The organism is Escherichia sp. MOD1-EC5495, from assembly GCF_002965965.1.
Lineage (GTDB): Bacteria > Pseudomonadota > Gammaproteobacteria > Enterobacterales > Enterobacteriaceae > Escherichia > Escherichia ruysiae.
In genome coordinates, this window is the sequence record NZ_PTRI01000004.1 from 65,488 (window position 1) to 81,978 (window position 16,491).

14 protein-coding genes and 1 tRNA gene are annotated in these 16,491 nt (G+C 50.9%); 4 read left to right on the forward strand and 11 right to left on the reverse strand.

Annotated features, from left to right (window positions below):
* Window positions 1–63 precede the first annotated feature (63 nt).
* From narP to BEG40_RS04645, 4 genes are all read right to left on the reverse strand, one after another.
* A complete protein-coding gene (gene narP, locus BEG40_RS04630) occupies window positions 64–711 on the reverse strand; it encodes a nitrate/nitrite response regulator protein NarP (RefSeq protein WP_010350424.1) in 648 nt (215 codons plus the stop codon).
* Window positions 712–893: 182 nt separating this feature from the next.
* Window positions 894–970 (reverse strand) — tRNA-Pro (locus BEG40_RS04635).
* Between the two features lie 74 nt (window positions 971–1,044).
* Entirely contained in the window at window positions 1,045–2,805 is a 1,761-nt protein-coding gene (gene yejM, locus BEG40_RS04640; protein WP_105284975.1) for an LPS biosynthesis-modulating metalloenzyme YejM, read from the reverse strand.
* Window positions 2,806–2,824: 19 nt separating this feature from the next.
* Window positions 2,825–3,052 carry a YejL family protein gene (locus tag BEG40_RS04645; protein WP_001135667.1) on the reverse strand — a complete coding sequence of 76 codons (228 nt, stop codon included), beginning with the start codon at window positions 3,050–3,052 and terminating at the stop codon, window positions 2,825–2,827.
* Window positions 3,053–3,233: 181 nt separating this feature from the next.
* Here BEG40_RS04645 and yejK point away from each other — a divergent pair, with 181 nt between their 5' ends.
* A complete protein-coding gene (gene yejK, locus BEG40_RS04650) occupies window positions 3,234–4,241 on the forward strand; it encodes a nucleoid-associated protein YejK (RefSeq protein ID WP_000050780.1) in 1,008 nt (335 codons plus the stop codon).
* Between the two features lie 138 nt (window positions 4,242–4,379).
* Here the strand turns inward: yejK and rplY are convergent, their stop codons facing one another.
* Window positions 4,380–4,664: a 50S ribosomal protein L25 gene (rplY, locus tag BEG40_RS04655; protein ID WP_000494183.1), complete on the reverse strand. Its 285-nt coding sequence runs from the start codon at window positions 4,662–4,664 to the stop codon at window positions 4,380–4,382.
* 124 nt (window positions 4,665–4,788) lie between these two features.
* Window positions 4,789–6,549, reverse strand: coding sequence for a DNA repair helicase RadD (gene radD / locus BEG40_RS04660; protein ID WP_000578060.1), 1,761 nt, complete (start codon window positions 6,547–6,549; stop codon window positions 4,789–4,791).
* A 149-nt stretch (window positions 6,550–6,698) separates the two neighbouring features.
* Between radD and rsuA the strand changes: the two genes are divergently transcribed.
* From rsuA to BEG40_RS04685, 3 genes are all read left to right on the forward strand, one after another.
* Window positions 6,699–7,394 (forward strand): 16S rRNA pseudouridine(516) synthase RsuA, encoded by a 696-nt coding sequence (gene rsuA / locus BEG40_RS04670; protein ID WP_021551075.1) that lies wholly within the window; start codon window positions 6,699–6,701, stop codon window positions 7,392–7,394.
* Window positions 7,395–7,421: 27 nt separating this feature from the next.
* Entirely contained in the window at window positions 7,422–8,612 is a 1,191-nt protein-coding gene (gene bcr, locus BEG40_RS04675; RefSeq protein WP_105284976.1) for a multidrug efflux MFS transporter Bcr, read from the forward strand.
* A gap of 332 nt (window positions 8,613–8,944) precedes the next feature.
* On the forward strand, window positions 8,945–9,289 hold the full coding sequence (locus BEG40_RS04685; protein WP_000202796.1) for a YejG family protein: 345 nt from the start codon (window positions 8,945–8,947) through the stop codon (window positions 9,287–9,289).
* Between the two features lie 3 nt (window positions 9,290–9,292).
* Here BEG40_RS04685 and yejF read toward each other — a convergent pair whose 3' ends face one another.
* The 5 genes from yejF to BEG40_RS04710 all read right to left on the reverse strand — a co-directional run bounded on the left by yejF (window position 9,293) and on the right by BEG40_RS04710 (window position 16,456).
* Window positions 9,293–10,882 (reverse strand): microcin C ABC transporter ATP-binding protein YejF, encoded by a 1,590-nt coding sequence (yejF, locus tag BEG40_RS04690; RefSeq protein ID WP_105284977.1) that lies wholly within the window; start codon window positions 10,880–10,882, stop codon window positions 9,293–9,295.
* Window position 10,883: 1 nt separating this feature from the next.
* Complete coding sequence (locus tag BEG40_RS04695; protein ID WP_021551073.1) at window positions 10,884–11,909, reverse strand: ABC transporter permease; 1,026 nt, start codon at window positions 11,907–11,909, stop codon at window positions 10,884–10,886.
* The gene (locus BEG40_RS04700; protein WP_000501615.1) at window positions 11,909–13,003 is read right to left on the reverse strand and encodes a microcin C ABC transporter permease YejB; all 1,095 of its coding nucleotides are present in this window, start codon (window positions 13,001–13,003) and stop codon (window positions 11,909–11,911) included. The genes BEG40_RS04695 and BEG40_RS04700 overlap by 1 nt, the downstream gene beginning before the upstream one ends.
* Window positions 13,004–14,818, reverse strand: coding sequence for an extracellular solute-binding protein (locus tag BEG40_RS04705; protein ID WP_105284978.1), 1,815 nt, complete (start codon window positions 14,816–14,818; stop codon window positions 13,004–13,006).
* Window positions 14,819–14,899: 81 nt separating this feature from the next.
* A complete protein-coding gene (locus BEG40_RS04710; RefSeq protein ID WP_000470614.1) occupies window positions 14,900–16,456 on the reverse strand; it encodes a cyclic di-GMP phosphodiesterase in 1,557 nt (518 codons plus the stop codon).
* Between the last annotated feature and the right edge of the window lie 35 nt (window positions 16,457–16,491).

Here is a 16,491-nt window from a genome sequence, read left to right on the forward strand (position 1 = left end):
CATCAAGCAGTTTTGTGTTTGTCATCAATCTCAGCCCGATGATAAATCCATCGGGCTATTTTTTTATTGTGTCCCGCGTTGTTGCAGGAACAGAATGGTGGCCGCCACGCGTGAGCGGACATTGAGTTTACGCAGCAGATTGCGAATGTGCACTTTTACCGTCTGCTCAGAAATATTCAACACCGAGGCAATTTGCTTATTCGACAGCCCTTGCGCCAGTTCGTGCAGAACATCCAGCTCACGCTCCGTTAGCACGCTGAAGGGATCTTCTTCCGCACCGAACATTTCACGCTCGCGTAAGTACTGATTGACGCGTTCGCTAAAGACTTTGCTGCCTTTTGCTCCGGCGCGAATTGCTTCCAGTAATACTTCCGGGTCGCTGTCTTTTAGCAGATAACCGTCTGCGCCTGCGTCTATCAGTGCAAAGATATCGCTGGAGGCATCTGATACGGTCAGGATAATAATTTGCGCGGTAACGCCATCCCTGCGCAAGGCATTGAGGGTATCCAGGCCACTCATACCTTTCATATTGAGATCCAGCAAGATAACGTCGATATCCAGTCGATTAGCCAGATCGATAGCACTAGCGCCGTCGCCTGCTTCGGCGACCACTTCAAAACCAGGATCAAGCTCCAGTAACTGACGAACACCGCGTCGCATAAGTGGATGATCATCCACAATCATCACCTGAAAAGGCGTTGCTTCAGGCATAGTAGTCTCCTGAGGTTTTATTAGAATCATTATGTTTGAGCGTAGCGTTGGTAACGCTACCAGGCGCGTGAATGTTACCCCATTTTATGTATGGGCATGTAGTAAAACTGCAAGTGAGGGTAGCAAGACAATGCTATGGATATAAAAAAACCAACCGTAAAGGTTGGTTTTCTTGGGATTTTTGGTCGGCACGAGAGGATTTGAACCTCCGACCCCCGACACCCCATGACGGTGCGCTACCAGGCTGCGCTACGTGCCGACTCGTGGCTGCTTATACTACCGTTTTCCACAACGATTGCAAGTAAGATATTTTGCTAACTGATTTATAATTAATCAGTTAGCGATGAAACGCTTCTCGTCTGTCAGCACTTGCAATAACAAACTTAACTGTGGTTTTTCGTCTTTCACTCTTTCGCCACGTAAGTTGTAAGTGCGGTATTTACCGTTATTGTTCAATACCAGCGTCATTTTCGGGGTGGTAATTGCCAGCGTATCGTTATCCGCAGCTGTAACCCAGTAATGACGGCGCTCAGGGTTGAACAAATCCTGACCTTGCGAATATTCGCTCGCCGGTGTGCTGACGTGTAGCAGACGTTGCATCAGCGTGGTCATCAGATCGGTATGGTCGGTCAGGGTATTAATTCGCTGTGCCGGTGTGCCTGGCCAGTGAATCACTAACGGCACCTGAAGATGACCGTGGGACCAGTCAAAGGTTTCTTCCTCTTCGCTCAGCGGAATACCCCGGCCGGCAGTAATAATCACCACCGTATTGTCCAGCTTGCCGGACGCTTTCAGCGCATCAAGCACGCGGTTAATCTGGTCATCGACATTACCTGCCGCGCGGCTATATTTCCGTGCAAATGCTTGCTGGTTGCTGTCGTCAATGTTGGTGCCATTGAAAGATACCCATGAGAACCAGCGATTATCTTCTTGCGCGTAGCGGCTCAGCCAGTTGATCCACTGTGTGGCAGTCTGCTCATCGGATTGCGTGCGAACGCTCGGCATTGAGAAGTCTGACAACAATGCCTGACGATACAACGGGCTGGTAAAGCCATCGGATGAGAATAATCCCAGTTGATAGCCTTGCTGGTTAAGCGCGGTAATTAATGCCGCAGGCGTACGGGTCGACAGAATGCCGTCCATATAACTTGGCGATATGCCATAGAACAGGCCAAAGATGCCGTTGTCTGTCGTGTTGCCGGAACTCATATGGCGCGTGAACGAAATATTTTGCTCAGCAAAACCGGCCAGCGCAGGCATCTGCTTCTCAAAGCGTGAGTAGTTCAGGCCATCGACAGTAATCAGCAAGACGTTTTGCCCGGTGCCCATATCGCGGTAGCGCAGCTCGCTTAACGGATACTGTACGGAAACAGCATCTGGATTGCCTTGCTCAATAAGACGACGTTGATACTCTTGCGCATCAAGCAGACCATGCTTCTCAAGAAAACGTCGCGCCGTCATTGGATACGAAAGCGGCAGGTTGGCGCGCTGCATGGTGATTGGGCGATAGAAGTTAGCATCGGCCCAGATATACACCACATGCGAGGCGATAAAGGCGATAAATAAGAATGCGGCCAGCGGGCGGGCGAAGCGCCGACGACGCGTCAGGCTGCGCAGCTTTTGCCAGCTCCACGTCGCAAACACCAGTTCAAGCAATAAAATAACCGGCACGCTGATGAACATCAGCTGCCAGTCGCGCGCCATCTCATTTTCGTCTGGGTTGATAACCAGTTGCCAGACGATGGGATTAAGATGGAGATGGAAACGAGTAAAGACTTCGCTATCGATCAGTAATAGCGTCATTCCCGCCGTTGCCAGAATGACGGACAAAAACCTCATCAGCCTCTGGGAGCCGACGATAAAGGTCAGCGGGAAGAGGATCAGCAAGTAGGTGGCGAACACCAGGAAGCTGAAATGGCCGATAATGCTTACGTAGGAATAAATGCGACCCGCAAGCGTTGTCGGCCAGTCGGCGATAAACAGGTAACGGCTGCCAATGACGAGCGAAAGCAGAATATTGAACAGTGCAAACCAGTGCCCCCAACTGACCATCTGGGAGACTTTTTCACGGTAGCGCTGACGATGAGTTACCATAACCTGTTATCTGTTTCCCTTAGTGCGCTTTGTCTTCGTTGATAGAGGACTGTAAGGCGCGGGCAAAAGAGTTGGCAATCGCCTGGCGCTGAGCCGGGGCAATGCTGGTGTTGATAAGGTTGGTGACCATATTGCCTAACACCATCAGGGAAAGGTCGGTCGGAGCCTTATGTTTTTCCAGTACGTTGAGCAGCTCTGCGAGCAATTGTTCAACCTGTTCATCACTGTAGCGGGAAATTTGTGGCATAAATCGAAATCAGTTAGTTGATGAAAGGGCAACATATTACCGTAGCAACGGTTTTTTTTCTGCTTTTTTATACTTTAAATCATTCGCGTTACGCCACCTTCTGTAAAATGACCGCCATCTTTTATTGCGTCGCTTAACCGGCGGTGGTTGAATACCGCCCGGTCTTAAAGGAGAGTTTATCATGAGTCTGGATATCAACCAGATTGCTCTGCACCAGCTTATCAAGCGTGATGAGCAGAACCTTGAGCTGGTGCTGCGCGATTCATTGCTGGAACCGACGGAAACCGTCGTTGAGATGGTGGCAGAGCTGCATCGTGTCTATAGCGCCAAGAACAAAGCCTACGGTTTGTTTAGCGAGGAAAGTGAGCTGGCGCAGACGCTGCGCTTACAGCGTCAGGGCGAAGAAGACTTTCTGGCATTTAGTCGGGCAGCAACTGGTCGCCTGCGTGACGAACTGGCGAAATATCCTTTTGCTGACGGCGGCTTCGTGCTGTTTTGTCACTATCGCTATCTGGCGGTTGAGTATTTGCTGATTTGCGTACTGAACAATTTAAGCAGTATGCGCGTTAACGAAAACCTCGACATCAACCCGACCCATTATCTCGATATTAATCATGCGGATATTGTTGCGCGTATCGATTTGACCGAATGGGAAACCAATCCAGAATCGACCCGTTATCTTACTTTCCTGAAAGGGCGGGTAGGGCGCAAAGTGGCTGATTTCTTTATGGACTTCCTCGGTGCCAGCGAAGGGTTGAATGCGAAAGCGCAAAACCGTGGTCTGTTACAGGCGGTCGATGACTTTACCGCCGAAGCGCAACTGGATAAAGCAGAACGGCAGAACGTTCGCCAGCAGGTTTATAGCTACTGTAATGAGCAATTGCAGGCGGGCGAAGAGATCGAGCTGGAGTCGCTGTCGAAAGAACTGGCGGGTGTCAGTGAGGTGAGCTTCACGGAATTTGCGGCTGAAAAAGGCTATGAACTGGAAGAGAGCTTCCCGGCAGATCGTAGCACGCTGCGTCAGTTGACTAAGTTTGCCGGTAGCGGTGGCGGCTTAACCATCAACTTTGATGCAATGCTGTTAGGCGAACGGATTTTCTGGGATCCGGCGACCGATACCCTGACCATTAAGGGCACGCCGCCGAACTTGCGCGATCAGCTTCAGCGCCGGACGTCTGGCGGTAATTAATCGGGTTTGTGTTATGAATGCCAGATGCGGCGTGAACGCCTTCTCTGGCCTACAAAAAATAGCAATACCGTAATCAGGCATAACTTGCAGATACAAAAAACCCCGCCGGAGCGGGGTTTTTTACAACTTATTCAGCGATTAAGCGCGAACGAAGTCGATGTGCTGCAGCTTCGGTTTGTACGGGTGACGCTGTACGTCCTGAGCTTTAACTTTGATTTCTTTACCGTCAACAACGATAGTCAGAACTTCGCTGTAGAATTCAGCTTTAGCTTGCATGTTCATGACTTTGTCGTGATCCAGCTCGATAGCCAGCGGCGCTTCTTTGCCACCGTAGATGATTGCCGGGAACTTGTTAGCGGCGCGCAGGCGGCGGCTCGCACCCTTACCCTGCTCTTTACGTACTTCTGCGTTGATAGTAAACATTTCTTTCTCTCTTAAATTAATCCTGCTACAGGCGACCCAGCAACAGGTAAGTGATCTGCTTTGCGTATGCAAAAGCGGGCGAGATTCTATACTCAATCGCCTTATACATCAATCAAAACTACTATTAACCGCGTAATTCATGCGCCCGACGAAAACGACCTTCGTAATCGAACACTTTTTCACGCACTTGCCAGTACTGGCCTTTCATTCGCGCAACAACAAAATCCGGATGGCGCAGTAACGCTTGCTGAGCGAGGATATCGGCAGCGGTGATCCAGCGTAGAGGGATGCCCGGTGTGCGCGTATGCGGGCGGATAAAAAGCTGCTCGAAGGCGGTACGCTGGGCGGGCGTTTGCAGACGGAAACGCTCACTCACATCCGCGCCGTCTTCATCGTAATAGGTGATTTTCAACCATTCGCCTTTCTCGTCGTGTCCATGCTGCAAAGACATGCCGCTACAGCGTAATACCAGAGCATCTTTCAGTCGTAGCGCCGCTTTTAACATGTCGTCTGGATCAACCAGTACCGTGTCACATTCGCGGCAGCGTCGGGCGGCAATATCATTTTCCGCGTTACATTGCGGGCAATTTTTAAAACGGAAACGGAAGTCACACTGTTCGCGATGACCGTCGTCATCTTCAAACCATCCCTGACAGCGACGACCAAAGTGTTCAATCAATGTCCCGTCGGCGGTCGTTTTGCCCCAGAAGGTGTTGGCAAAACCGCAGGCAGGGCAGAAAACCTGTACCGGAACGTTGTCACTTTTGCCTTTTGGGGTGCCAACTTCTGGCGCGTAGAGATCGTGAGGATTACCCGCATAATCAAGAATTAAGCAATCAGTCTTGCCGGGAGCCAGACGCAGACCGCGCCCGACAATTTGTTGGTAAAGACTCACTGATTCAGTAGGACGCAGAATGGCGATAAGATCGACGTGCGGGGCGTCAAATCCGGTGGTCAGTACCGCAACGTTGACCAGATAGCGAAAACGCTGGGTTTTAAAATCTTCAATTAATACATCACGTTCAGCGCCGGGTGTGTCACCGGTAATGAGTGCTGCATCTTCGGCGGGCAGCAATCCCACAATCTCTTTTGCGTGTTCAACCGTCGCGGCGAAAATCATCACCCCTTTGCGCGTTGCGGCGAACTCCATGATCTGGCTGATGATGTGCGGCGTAATACGTTGTTGTTTTTTCAGCTCGCGATTGAGATCTGCTTCGCTGAACAGCCCATTGCTCTGTGCCTGTAAGCGGCTGAAATCGTATTGCACTACCGGCATATCCAGCCGTTCTGGTGGCGTCAGATAACCGTGTTTAATCATATAACGCAGCGGCAGCTCATAAATGCAGTCACGGAAAAGGGCTTTCTCATCGCCGCGTACCATGCCGTGATAATGGAACTGGTAGATCCAGCCTTTGCCCAGTCGAAAAGGCGTGGCAGTCAGCCCCAGCAGGCGTAAGTGGGGATTCACTTTGGTCAGGTGAGTAAGAATTTGCTGATACTGACTCTCTTCGTCGTCGCCAATACGGTGACATTCATCGACAATCAACAGCGAAAATTCACCCTGAAAGGCATCGAGATTGCGTGCGACCGACTGTACGCTGCCAAACACCACTTTGCCGTGGCTCTCTTTACGCTTCAGCCCGGCGGCAAAAATATCGGCTTCCAGTCCCAGCGCCTGATATTTTGCATGGTTTTGCGCCACCAGCTCTTTGACGTGCGCCAGCACCAGCACGCGACCACGCGCCAGCCGTGCCAGTTCCGCTATCACCAGGCTTTTACCTGCACCAGTAGGCAGCACGATAACGGCAGGAGTTTTATGACGACGAAAATGGTTGAGCGTGGCATCCACGGCTTCTTGCTGATATGGACGGAGTGTAAAAATCATGGTCTCGCGTAGGTAGATTATTCTGCTAATAGTATGCCACGGATCTTTTTCTCTTGAGGGAAGTTATTAGACCGCTATACTGGGCGAACAACAGTTCAGATTTTCGGGTCATTACCCGACCTCCGTTTTTTACAGGCAAAATCACACACATGCGACTTGATAAATTTATCGCACAGCAACTCGGCGTTAGCCGTGCTATTGCCGGGCGTGAAATCCGTGCCACTCGTGTCACCGTCGATGGCGAAATCGTCCGCAATGCAGCGTTTAAACTGCTCCCTGAACACAGTGTGGCTTACGATGGAAACCCGCTGGCACAGCAACACGGACCACGTTACTTCATGCTCAATAAGCCTCAGGGCTATGTTTGTTCTACTGACGATCCGGATCACCCAACGGTGCTCTATTTTCTGGATGAACCTGTGGCGTGGAAACTACACGCAGCAGGGCGGCTGGATATCGACACCACCGGTCTGGTGCTGATGACCGATGACGGTCAGTGGTCGCACCGCATTACTTCTCCGCGTCATCATTGTGAGAAAACCTACCTGGTGACGCTAGAGTCCCCGGTGGCAGCCGATACGGCAGAGCAGTTTGCTAAAGGCGTGCAGTTACATAACGAAAAAGATCTCACTAAGCCGGCGGTGCTGGAAGTGATTACTCCGACGCAGGTACGTCTGACCATCAGCGAAGGGCGTTATCATCAGGTGAAACGCATGTTCGCCGCCGTGGGTAACCACGTGGTTGAGCTGCATCGTGAACGTATTGGCGGCATTACGCTGGATGCTGATTTAGCACCCGGTGAATATCGTCCATTAACTGCAGAAGAAATCGCCAGCGTTAGTTAACACTTTCATTATATTCAGGAGCCAGTTGTGACCACGCGACAGCATTCATCGTTTGCTATTGTCTTTATCCTTGGCCTGCTGGCCATGTTGATGCCGCTGTCGATTGATATGTATCTGCCCGCGCTGCCAGTGATTTCTGCGCAGTTTGGTGTGCCGGCGGGCAGTACGCAGATGACCCTGAGTACTTATATTCTGGGCTTTGCGTTGGGGCAGTTAATCTACGGACCGATGGCGGATAGCTTCGGGCGTAAGCCGGTGGTTCTCGGCGGTACGCTGGTATTTGCTGCGGCGGCGGTGGCGTGTGCACTGGCGCAAACTATCGATCAGCTGATTGTGATGCGTTTCTTCCACGGGCTGGCGGCGGCTGCGGCCAGCGTGGTCATCAATGCCCTGATGCGCGATATCTACCCGAAAGAAGAGTTCTCGCGGATGATGTCGTTTGTCATGCTGGTAACGACCATCGCGCCGCTGATGGCACCGATTGTTGGCGGTTGGGTGCTGGTGTGGCTGAGCTGGCATTACATTTTCTGGATCCTCGCCGTGGCGGCGATTCTGGCTTCGGCGATGATCTTCTTCCTGATCAAAGAAACGTTACCGCCGGAGCGTCGTCAGCCGTTTCACATCCGTACCGCTATTGGTAACTTCGCTGCGCTGTTCCGTCATAAGCGTGTCCTGAGTTATATGCTGGCCAGCGGTTTTAGCTTTGCCGGGATGTTCTCGTTCTTAAGCGCCGGACCGTTTGTCTACATTGAAATTAACCACGTCGCGCCGGAAAACTTTGGTTATTACTTTGCGCTGAATATTGTTTTCTTGTTCGTGATGACCATCTTTAACAGTCGCTTTGTTCGCCGCATTGGCGCGCTGAATATGTTCCGAGCGGGGCTGTGGATACAATTTATTATGGCGGCGTGGATGGTCATCAGTGCGCTGCTGGGACTAGGGTTCTGGTCGCTGGTGGTTGGGGTGGCGGCGTTTGTGGGGTGCGTGTCGATGGTGTCATCCAATGCGATGGCAGTGATTCTGGATGAGTTTCCGCATATGGCGGGAACGGCATCATCGCTGGCAGGAACCTTCCGCTTTGGTATTGGCGCCATTGTCGGTGCATTGCTCTCCCTTGCGACCTTTAACTCCGCATGGCCGATGATCTGGTCGATTGCGTTCTGTGCGACCTGCTCCATTCTCTTCTGTCTGTACGCCAGTCGGCCGAAAAAACGGTGATCTATTGCACAACGGGGAAGCTAAAAGGCTTCCTTTGTTGATGCATATCAACCGCAAATCTATCAGTCTCCCGTCATTTGTTTATTTTATGTAAAATCAATTTGTGTAAAAAGTCACATCATTGTAGTTAAAAAGGTTGAGTTAGATCGCAGAAACGGGTACATATAGCCCCGCAAACGTGACCACGCCCGCAGATATTATTTAAATCAGAGCCATAGAGGCCACGCAGGCGAGGCATCAATCTTTACGATCTGTTTAAAGACGGGTTGTTGATGATGTGTTAAAATTGATGTAAACAAATTGTGAAGTAAATGTGCTTCCGGGGAAAATAAGTGACTTCATTACAACTCTCAATCGTCCATCGACTGCCGCAGAACTATCGCTGGTCTGCTGGTTTCGCAGGTTCGAAGGTTGAACCGATTCCGCAAAATGGACCGTGCGGTGACAACAGCCTGGTGGCGCTTAAATTGCTTAGCCCGGATGGTGATAATGCATGGTCGGTGATGTATAAACTAAGTCAGGCGTTAAGCGACATCGAAGTTCCATGCTCGGTACTGGAGTGTGAAGGTGAACCGTGCCTGTTTGTAAATCGCCATGATGAGTTTGCTGCGACATGCCGACTGAAAAATTTTGGTGTGGCAATTGCCGAGCCCTTCTCAAATTACAATCCTTTTTAAGCGTCAGCTTAACGCCAGTAGCTGACGCGTATACTCCTGCTGCGGTGCGGCAAATACGCGCGCGCACGGCCCTTGTTCCACCACTTCCCCTTGTCGCAGTACGATAACCTGATGACATAACGCGCGGACGACGTGTAAATCGTGGCTGATAAACAAATAGGCCAGTTGATGCTTTTGTTGCAATGATTTCAATAGCGTCAATATTTGCGCCTGTACCGTTTTGTCGAGCGACGATGTTGGTTCATCAAGAATGATCAGTGAAGGCTTAAGAATCAACGCCCTGGCAATCGCTATGCGTTGTCGTTGCCCCCCGGAAAACTCTGCCGGATAACGGTGGCGCGTTTCAGGATCTAATCCCACTTCATGCATCACCGCTTTCACTTGTTCTTCGCGTTGTGCGGCAGAAAGCGTCGGCTGGTGAACCCGTAATCCCTCCTCAATAATCTGCAATACGTTGAGTCGTGGATTGAGCGAGGAGTTTGGATCCTGAAATACCACCTGAATGCGATGGCGAATCGGCAATAGCTGGCGGCGATTTAAATTTTGCAATGGCTGACCGTCAAAGACGATGCTGCCCTGAGAGTTAATCAGCCGCAGTAGCGCCAGTCCTGTAGTGCTTTTCCCGGAACCGGATTCGCCCACTAAACCCAGCGTTTCACCTGCCCGTAGCGTAAAACTGACACTTTTCACCACCACGTTATGATCGACAACGCGTTTTAAAATCCCCTTGCGAATGGGGAAGGCAACCTGAAGCTGTTCAACATCAAGCAACGTTGAGGCAGGCTCTGGCAACGGCACCGGGTCGCCTGACGGCTCGCTGTTGAGTAGCTTTTGCGTGTAAGAATGAGCAGGGGAGGCAAATAGCGCAGTGGCGTTATTTTGCTCCACGCAGCGACCGTTTTGCATCACTGCCACGCGATGAGCCAGTTTTCTGACAATGCTGAGGTTATGAGTAATAAACAGCATACCCATATTCAGTTCATGTTGCAGTTCGCGCAACAGTTGCAAAATCTGCGCCTGGACAGAGACGTCCAGTGCGGTAGTCGGTTCATCGGCAATTAATAATTCCGGGCGCGTTAATAGCGCCATCGCAATCATCACCCGCTGGCGTTCGCCGCCAGAGAGCTGATGCGGGTAATCTGTCAGTCGTTTTGCTGCCTGACGGATACCGACGCGATCAAGGCAATTTAATATCTCGCCACGTGCCGCTTCTCGTCGCATCCCGCGATGGAGTGAAAGCACTTCATAAAGCTGTTTTTCCAGGGTATGCAATGGATTTAACGACACCATTGGCTCCTGGAAGATCATGGCTATCTTATTACCGCGTACGCCACGCAACGTTTGCTCGCTGGCATGAAGCAGCGATTCGCCATGAAAACGAATATCTCCAGCAAGATATTCAACCGGTGGGGAAGGGAGCAGACGTAAAATAGACAGTGCGGTAACGCTCTTGCCGGAACCTGACTCGCCTACCAGTGCCAGCGTTTCGCCAGCCTCAATCTGTAGTGAAACATCATTCACTACGGTACGAACAGTTTGCTGATGGCGAAAACCCACCGACAAGTTTTCAATCGCTAACAGAGTTTGCGTCATGCTACACCGCCTTATTAGGATCAAATGCGTCGCGGACTGCTTCACCAATAAAGATCAGCAAAGACAACAATATCGCCACCGACAAGAAGGCGGTGATCCCAAGCCACGGTGCCTGGAGGTTATTTTTTCCTTGTAACAGCAGTTCGCCGAGCGACGGTGAACCGAGCGGCAGACCGAAACCGAGGAAATCGAGCGAGGTCAGGGTAGTTATTGAACTGCATAAAATAAACGGTAAAAAGGTAAGGGTAGCGACCATGGCATTTGGCAACATATGACGCAGAATTATACTGCGATCGCTGACGCCAAGCGCCTGAGCTGCACGGATGTAGTCGAAATTGCGGGTACGTAAAAACTCTGCGCGCACCACGCCGACCAGACTCATCCAGCCAAACAAAACGGTAATTGCCAGCAGCCACCAGAAGTTAGGCTGCACGACACTGGAGAGCAGAATAATTAAAAACAGCGTTGGCATTCCCGACCATACTTCAATGAAGCGTTGTCCCCAGAGATCGACTTTACCGCCGTAATAGCCTTGTAGCGCCCCCGCCAGCACGCCCATCACGCTGGAACAGAGTGTCAACATCAAACCAAACAGAACCGAGATCCGCGTACCATACAGAATGCGCGCCAGCACATCACCGCCGTTGGCATCGGTTCCCAGCCAGTTTTGTCGGGATGGCGGGGAAGGGAAAGGCTTATCGGTGGAAAAGTTGATACTGGTAGCACCAAAGCGAATCGGCGCCCACAGTACCCAGCCATTATCCTCCAGCCGTTGTTTCAGCCACGGGTCCTGATAATCAGCCTGGCTTGCCAGCGGGCCGCCAAAATCGCTTTCACTGTAGTTTTTCAGCAACGGGAAATACCAGCTGCCGTCATAACGCACCAGCAACGGTTTATCGTTGGCGATCAGTTCAGAACACAAACTCAAACCAAACAAGACGAGAAAAATCCATAACGACCAGTAGCCGCGACGGTTATGACGAAAACGTGCCCAACGGGCCTGATTGACGGGGCTGAGTCGCGACATTAGCGTCCCTCAAAATCAATACGCGGATCGACCAGCGTATAGCTGATATCACTGACGATATTCAGCAGCAGGCCAATCAGGGTGAAAATATACAGCGTGCCAAACATCACCGGATAATCGCGTGAGACGGTCGCTTCGTAGCCCAGTAAGCCAAGGCCATTGAGCGAAAACATCACCTCAATCAGCAGTGAACCGGTGAAAAACATGCTGATAAACGTCGCCGGAAAACCGGCAATCACCAGCAGCATGGCGTTACGAAACACATGTTTCCAGAGAATATTTTTCTCACTGACCCCTTTCGCACGCGCGGTCACCACGTATTGTTTGCGCACTTCATCAAGGAATGAGTTTTTGGTCAGCATCGTGAGTGCCGCAAAGCCGCCAATCACTGTCGCCAGCACGGGTAGCGTGATATGCCACAGATAATCGGTGATTTTCTGATACCACGGCAGCGAATCAAAATTAGCGGATACCAGGCCGCGCAGAGGGAACAGGTCGAAATAGCTGCCCCCTGCGAAGAAGACAATCAGCAAGATGGCAAATAAAAAGGCCGGAATGGCGTAACCGATGATGATAAATGCGCTACTCCAGACGTCAAAGCGGCTACCGTTATAAACGGCTTTGCGAATGCCTAACGGAATCGACACCAGATAGATAATCAGCGTGCTCCATAATCCGAGGGTGATGGAAACCGGCAGACTGTCTTTAATTAGCGTCAGTACCGAGGCGCTGCGAAACAGGCTGTCGCCGAAATCAAAGCGGATGTAGTCCCAGAGCATTTTGAAGTAACGTTCGTGGATCGGCTTATCGAAACCGTAGCGATGAGTGATCTCGGCGATCACTTCTGGATCTAATCCGCGTCCGCCACGGTAATTACTGTCGCTGATATTGCCGACGCCCGTTTGCGCATGGCTGGCACGAACACCTTCGCCGCTTGCGCCGGGTAATACTCCGGCATTACCAAACTCAATGGCGGCGATAGCCTGATCGACCGGACCGCCAGGCGCAATTTGCACGATGAAAAAGTTGATGGTGATAATCGCCCATAACGTTGGGATCACCAGCAACAGACGGCGAATCAGATAAGCGCCCATCTACTCTCCCTGTTGTCTGGCTGACGGCAGTTTGCCCGCTTTATTGACGTCATACCACCAGGTATCGATACCGAGGCTGTAAATGGGGCGCACTGCTGGGTGAGAAAATTTATCCCACCAGGCAAGACGGTCTTCCGCCATGTACCACATCGGCAGCATGTAATAATTCCACGTTAACACGCGATCCAGTGCGCGCCCCAACGGCAGTAATTTTTCTTTATTTCCCTGCGCGGCAATAATCTGGTTGATCAGCGAGTCGATAACCGGACTTTGCACGCCGGGGGCATTATAAGTGGAGTTGATATATTCCGATGACCAGGAAATCTGTAAATCGGAACTGGGCCACGGCATTGCTCGCCACACGCGCGGCATCATGTCATAGTCGCGACTGCGCATTCGGTTGGTGATTTGCGAGTTATCCACCTTGCGAATGTCCATATTGATGCCCAGCCGTTGCAGGCTGTGCTGGAACGGTAATACCCACTGACTATTGCTGCTCGAAGGCAGCAATAACTCAAAGCTGAGCGGCTGACCCGTTGTGGTATTTACGCGTTGCTGACCTTTCAGAACCCAGCCTGCTTCGTTGAGAAGTTTGTCGGCTTTTAACAGGTTGTCACGATCGTAGCCATCGCCTTTGGATACCGGCGGCTGGTAGATTTGCGTGAAGACTTCTGGCGGTAACTCTTTTTTCATCGGCGCCAGAAGCACCAGTTCCGCAGCGTCGGGGTAATTTCTGGCAGCGTATTCTGTATTCTGAAAATAACTGTTAGTGCGACTCCAGGCATTGTAAAACAACGCCTTGTTCATCCATTCAAAGTCAAAGGCGAGAGTGATGGCTTCCCGGATCCGGCGATCGCTGAATACCGGACGCTGGATGTTAAACGCCAGCCAGCGCGTATCCTGTGCTGATTCGTTCTTTTGCTCGTCTTTGATAATGTATTTTTTGTCGAAATTTTTACCGGTATAGCGCGTGGCCCAGTTTTTGGCGTCGTTTTCCATACGCAAATCAAAAGCGCCGGCTTTAAATGCTTCAAAGGCGACATTATCGTCGAGGTAATAATCGTAGCGAATGGTGTCGAAATTCCAGCGCCCACGGTTTACCGGTAAGTTTGCCGCCCAGTAATCTTTCACGCGGGAATAAACAATATTCTGCCCCATTTTCCAGGACGTAATTCGGTACGGACCACTGGCAAGCGGAGGCGTGGCGAGCGGGTCGCTAAGTTTGTGATCTTTCCAGTACTTTTCTGGAAACACCGGCAGCGAAAACAGACTAAGCATATCTTCTTTACCGGGTTTGGCTAATTCAATGCGCACGGTTAAAGGCGCAATGGCTTTAACGGTAGTGCCTTTATAAACCAGACGAAATTGCGGTACGCCTTCGGTCATAAATTTTTGAAAAGTGAATTCAACATCGCGGGCAGTAATGGGCGAACCATCATGAAAACGGGCGCGCGGATTAATTGCGACCTCCACCCAGGAATAATCGTCAGCATAGCGCGCGCTTTCGGCAATCAGCGGGTAATAACTGCCTGGCTCGTCATCGGAGGTGGTAAATAGCGTGTCGTACAGCTGCTCGGTACGTGCGCTAGGGTTACCGCGCAGTGCATAGCGGTTGAAATTATCGAAGGTTCCAATGGAGGATAACGTTATTTGCCCACCTTTTGGCGCGGCGGGGTTCACATAATCAAAATGGTTGAAATTAAACGCGTACCGGGGTTCTCCCAGCACCGCAAAGGCATAGCTTTCCTTGATAGCCTGCGCCTGCGCACAAAAGGTGAACAGAGCGATAAACAGCAGCAGTATGCGCACAATCATCTGCAACGGATTTCCTTTTACTCATCATTAGCCGCAATCCGGCATACTTTCACTATGAATAATAAGGGACGCACGCACACCTTACCACTGTGGCGTATGAGGTTTCTCCAGCCAGCGGATAAAATCATCCAGCGGCAGGGGGCGGCTAATCCAGTAACCTTGCAGGAAATTAACGCCACGTTCGCGCAGCCAGCGCGCCTGTTCCGGTGTTTCGACCCCTTCAGCAACTGTCAGCATATTGAGGCGTTTCGCCAGTGTCAGCACCGCGTCAAGTACCGGTGAGGTGACCGTTTCCGTACCTATGGCGTTGATAAAGCCACGGTCAATTTTCAGATAATCGAGTGTGAAGCGTTCCAGATAGATAAGCGCACTGTGTCCGGTGCCGAAGTCATCAATGGCAATTTCTACGCCGACAGAATGCAGCCATGCGAAAAGCTGTGATGCTTCATGCTCTTTCAGCATATCGCGTTCGGTAATTTCCAGTACAATCTGGAAATGGTGCGCAGGCAGGGAGGCAATCAGCCGGTGTATATCGGCTTTAAAGCTCTCGCTGTGCAGATGATCCGGCGCGATGTTAATGCCAAATTTCACGCCCACCGGCAGTACGTTTTCTAATTTTGCGGCATCACGCGCAATCAGCTCAAACAGATGCTGGGTGAGAGGCACAATCATCTTTTGCGATTCGGCATAGTGAATGAAGGCATCCGGGGGAATTTCACCCACTACCGGGTGACGCCAGCGTAGCAGTACTTCCAGGCCGGTTACCCGCAGCGTTTGTGCATCAACCACCGGTTGATACACCACGTAAAATTGCTCACGTTTGATGGCCATCATAATTTCTCTGCCAGGGCGCATACGCACGCTCATCAGGTAATAGCAGAGCAGGCCAACGACAGTTCCACTCATGCCTCCGAGTAAAAACGCGTACCACACATCGTTCCATGTCCAGTCATCAGCATAAAGCCGAACGGTCAGCGGAAGGCCTGCAATTTTGGTTTCGCGTACAGGCGTGCCGGTTAACTCACGGACGTTCATCAAATGCGACGTAAAGGTCGATAGCGCAGTATCACCAATAATGAGTGCGATACCGTTGAAATCTTGCTGGTGATAGCTATAGAAAATATAAGGCGTCAGGTTCAGATTCAATGCCGCAAAAACGCCGCTATTTTTTAATAAAGGGTTACGATACCAGATGACGATCGTTGGTTTATTGGGCACCATCGGTGTGCCTGGCAATATTGCCATATCAATATCTTTGCCGATATTTAGTGCCGGGATCAGTTCACTGAGTGGGATGTCCATCTCACCAGTCGCAGATGAGCAGAAGCTTTTTTTATCTTTCACCAGCACAAACGTTCGCACATTCATGCTAAATGCTGCGCGTGCAGTCAGCTCCGGGTTTGCTTGCTGGCAGGTATCTAAGGTAAGCGGCTGGAGCCTGTCAGTGGTGGATTTCAGGTCGGCAAAATAGGTATTGAGATATTTTTGTACGTCGCTAATCAAGGTGTCGTATTTGACTTCGTGTTTATGCCAGGCCACTAAAAACTGAAGGCAGCTGACCAGTATCGCAATCATCACGCCCGCAATAATACAGGTGAGCAGGATCTTACGTCCAGAAGAGGGAGCTCGTATGAACATGGTTCCGATAATATCCTGAAAATACGACAACACTA

Coding starts and splice junctions, on each gene's coding strand:
- yejM (WP_105284975.1), bottom strand. CDS start 2,805: ATGGTAACTCATCGTCAGCGCTACCGTGAAAAAGTCTCCCAGATGGTC.
- radD (WP_000578060.1), bottom strand. CDS start 6,549: ATGATTTTTACACTCCGTCCATATCAGCAAGAAGCCGTGGATGCCACG.
- rplY (WP_000494183.1), bottom strand. CDS start 4,664: ATGTTTACTATCAACGCAGAAGTACGTAAAGAGCAGGGTAAGGGTGCG.
- BEG40_RS04710 (WP_000470614.1), bottom strand. CDS start 16,456: ATGTTCATACGAGCTCCCTCTTCTGGACGTAAGATCCTGCTCACCTGT.
- rsuA (WP_021551075.1), top strand. CDS start 6,699: ATGCGACTTGATAAATTTATCGCACAGCAACTCGGCGTTAGCCGTGCT.
- BEG40_RS04700 (WP_000501615.1), bottom strand. CDS start 13,003: ATGGGCGCTTATCTGATTCGCCGTCTGTTGCTGGTGATCCCAACGTTA.
- BEG40_RS04705 (WP_105284978.1), bottom strand. CDS start 14,818: ATGATTGTGCGCATACTGCTGCTGTTTATCGCTCTGTTCACCTTTTGT.
- BEG40_RS04645 (WP_001135667.1), bottom strand. CDS start 3,052: ATGCCACAAATTTCCCGCTACAGTGATGAACAGGTTGAACAATTGCTC.
- yejF (WP_105284977.1), bottom strand. CDS start 10,882: ATGACGCAAACTCTGTTAGCGATTGAAAACTTGTCGGTGGGTTTTCGC.
- narP (WP_010350424.1), bottom strand. CDS start 711: ATGCCTGAAGCAACGCCTTTTCAGGTGATGATTGTGGATGATCATCCA.
- BEG40_RS04695 (WP_021551073.1), bottom strand. CDS start 11,909: ATGTCGCGACTCAGCCCCGTCAATCAGGCCCGTTGGGCACGTTTTCGT.
- yejK (WP_000050780.1), top strand. CDS start 3,234: ATGAGTCTGGATATCAACCAGATTGCTCTGCACCAGCTTATCAAGCGT.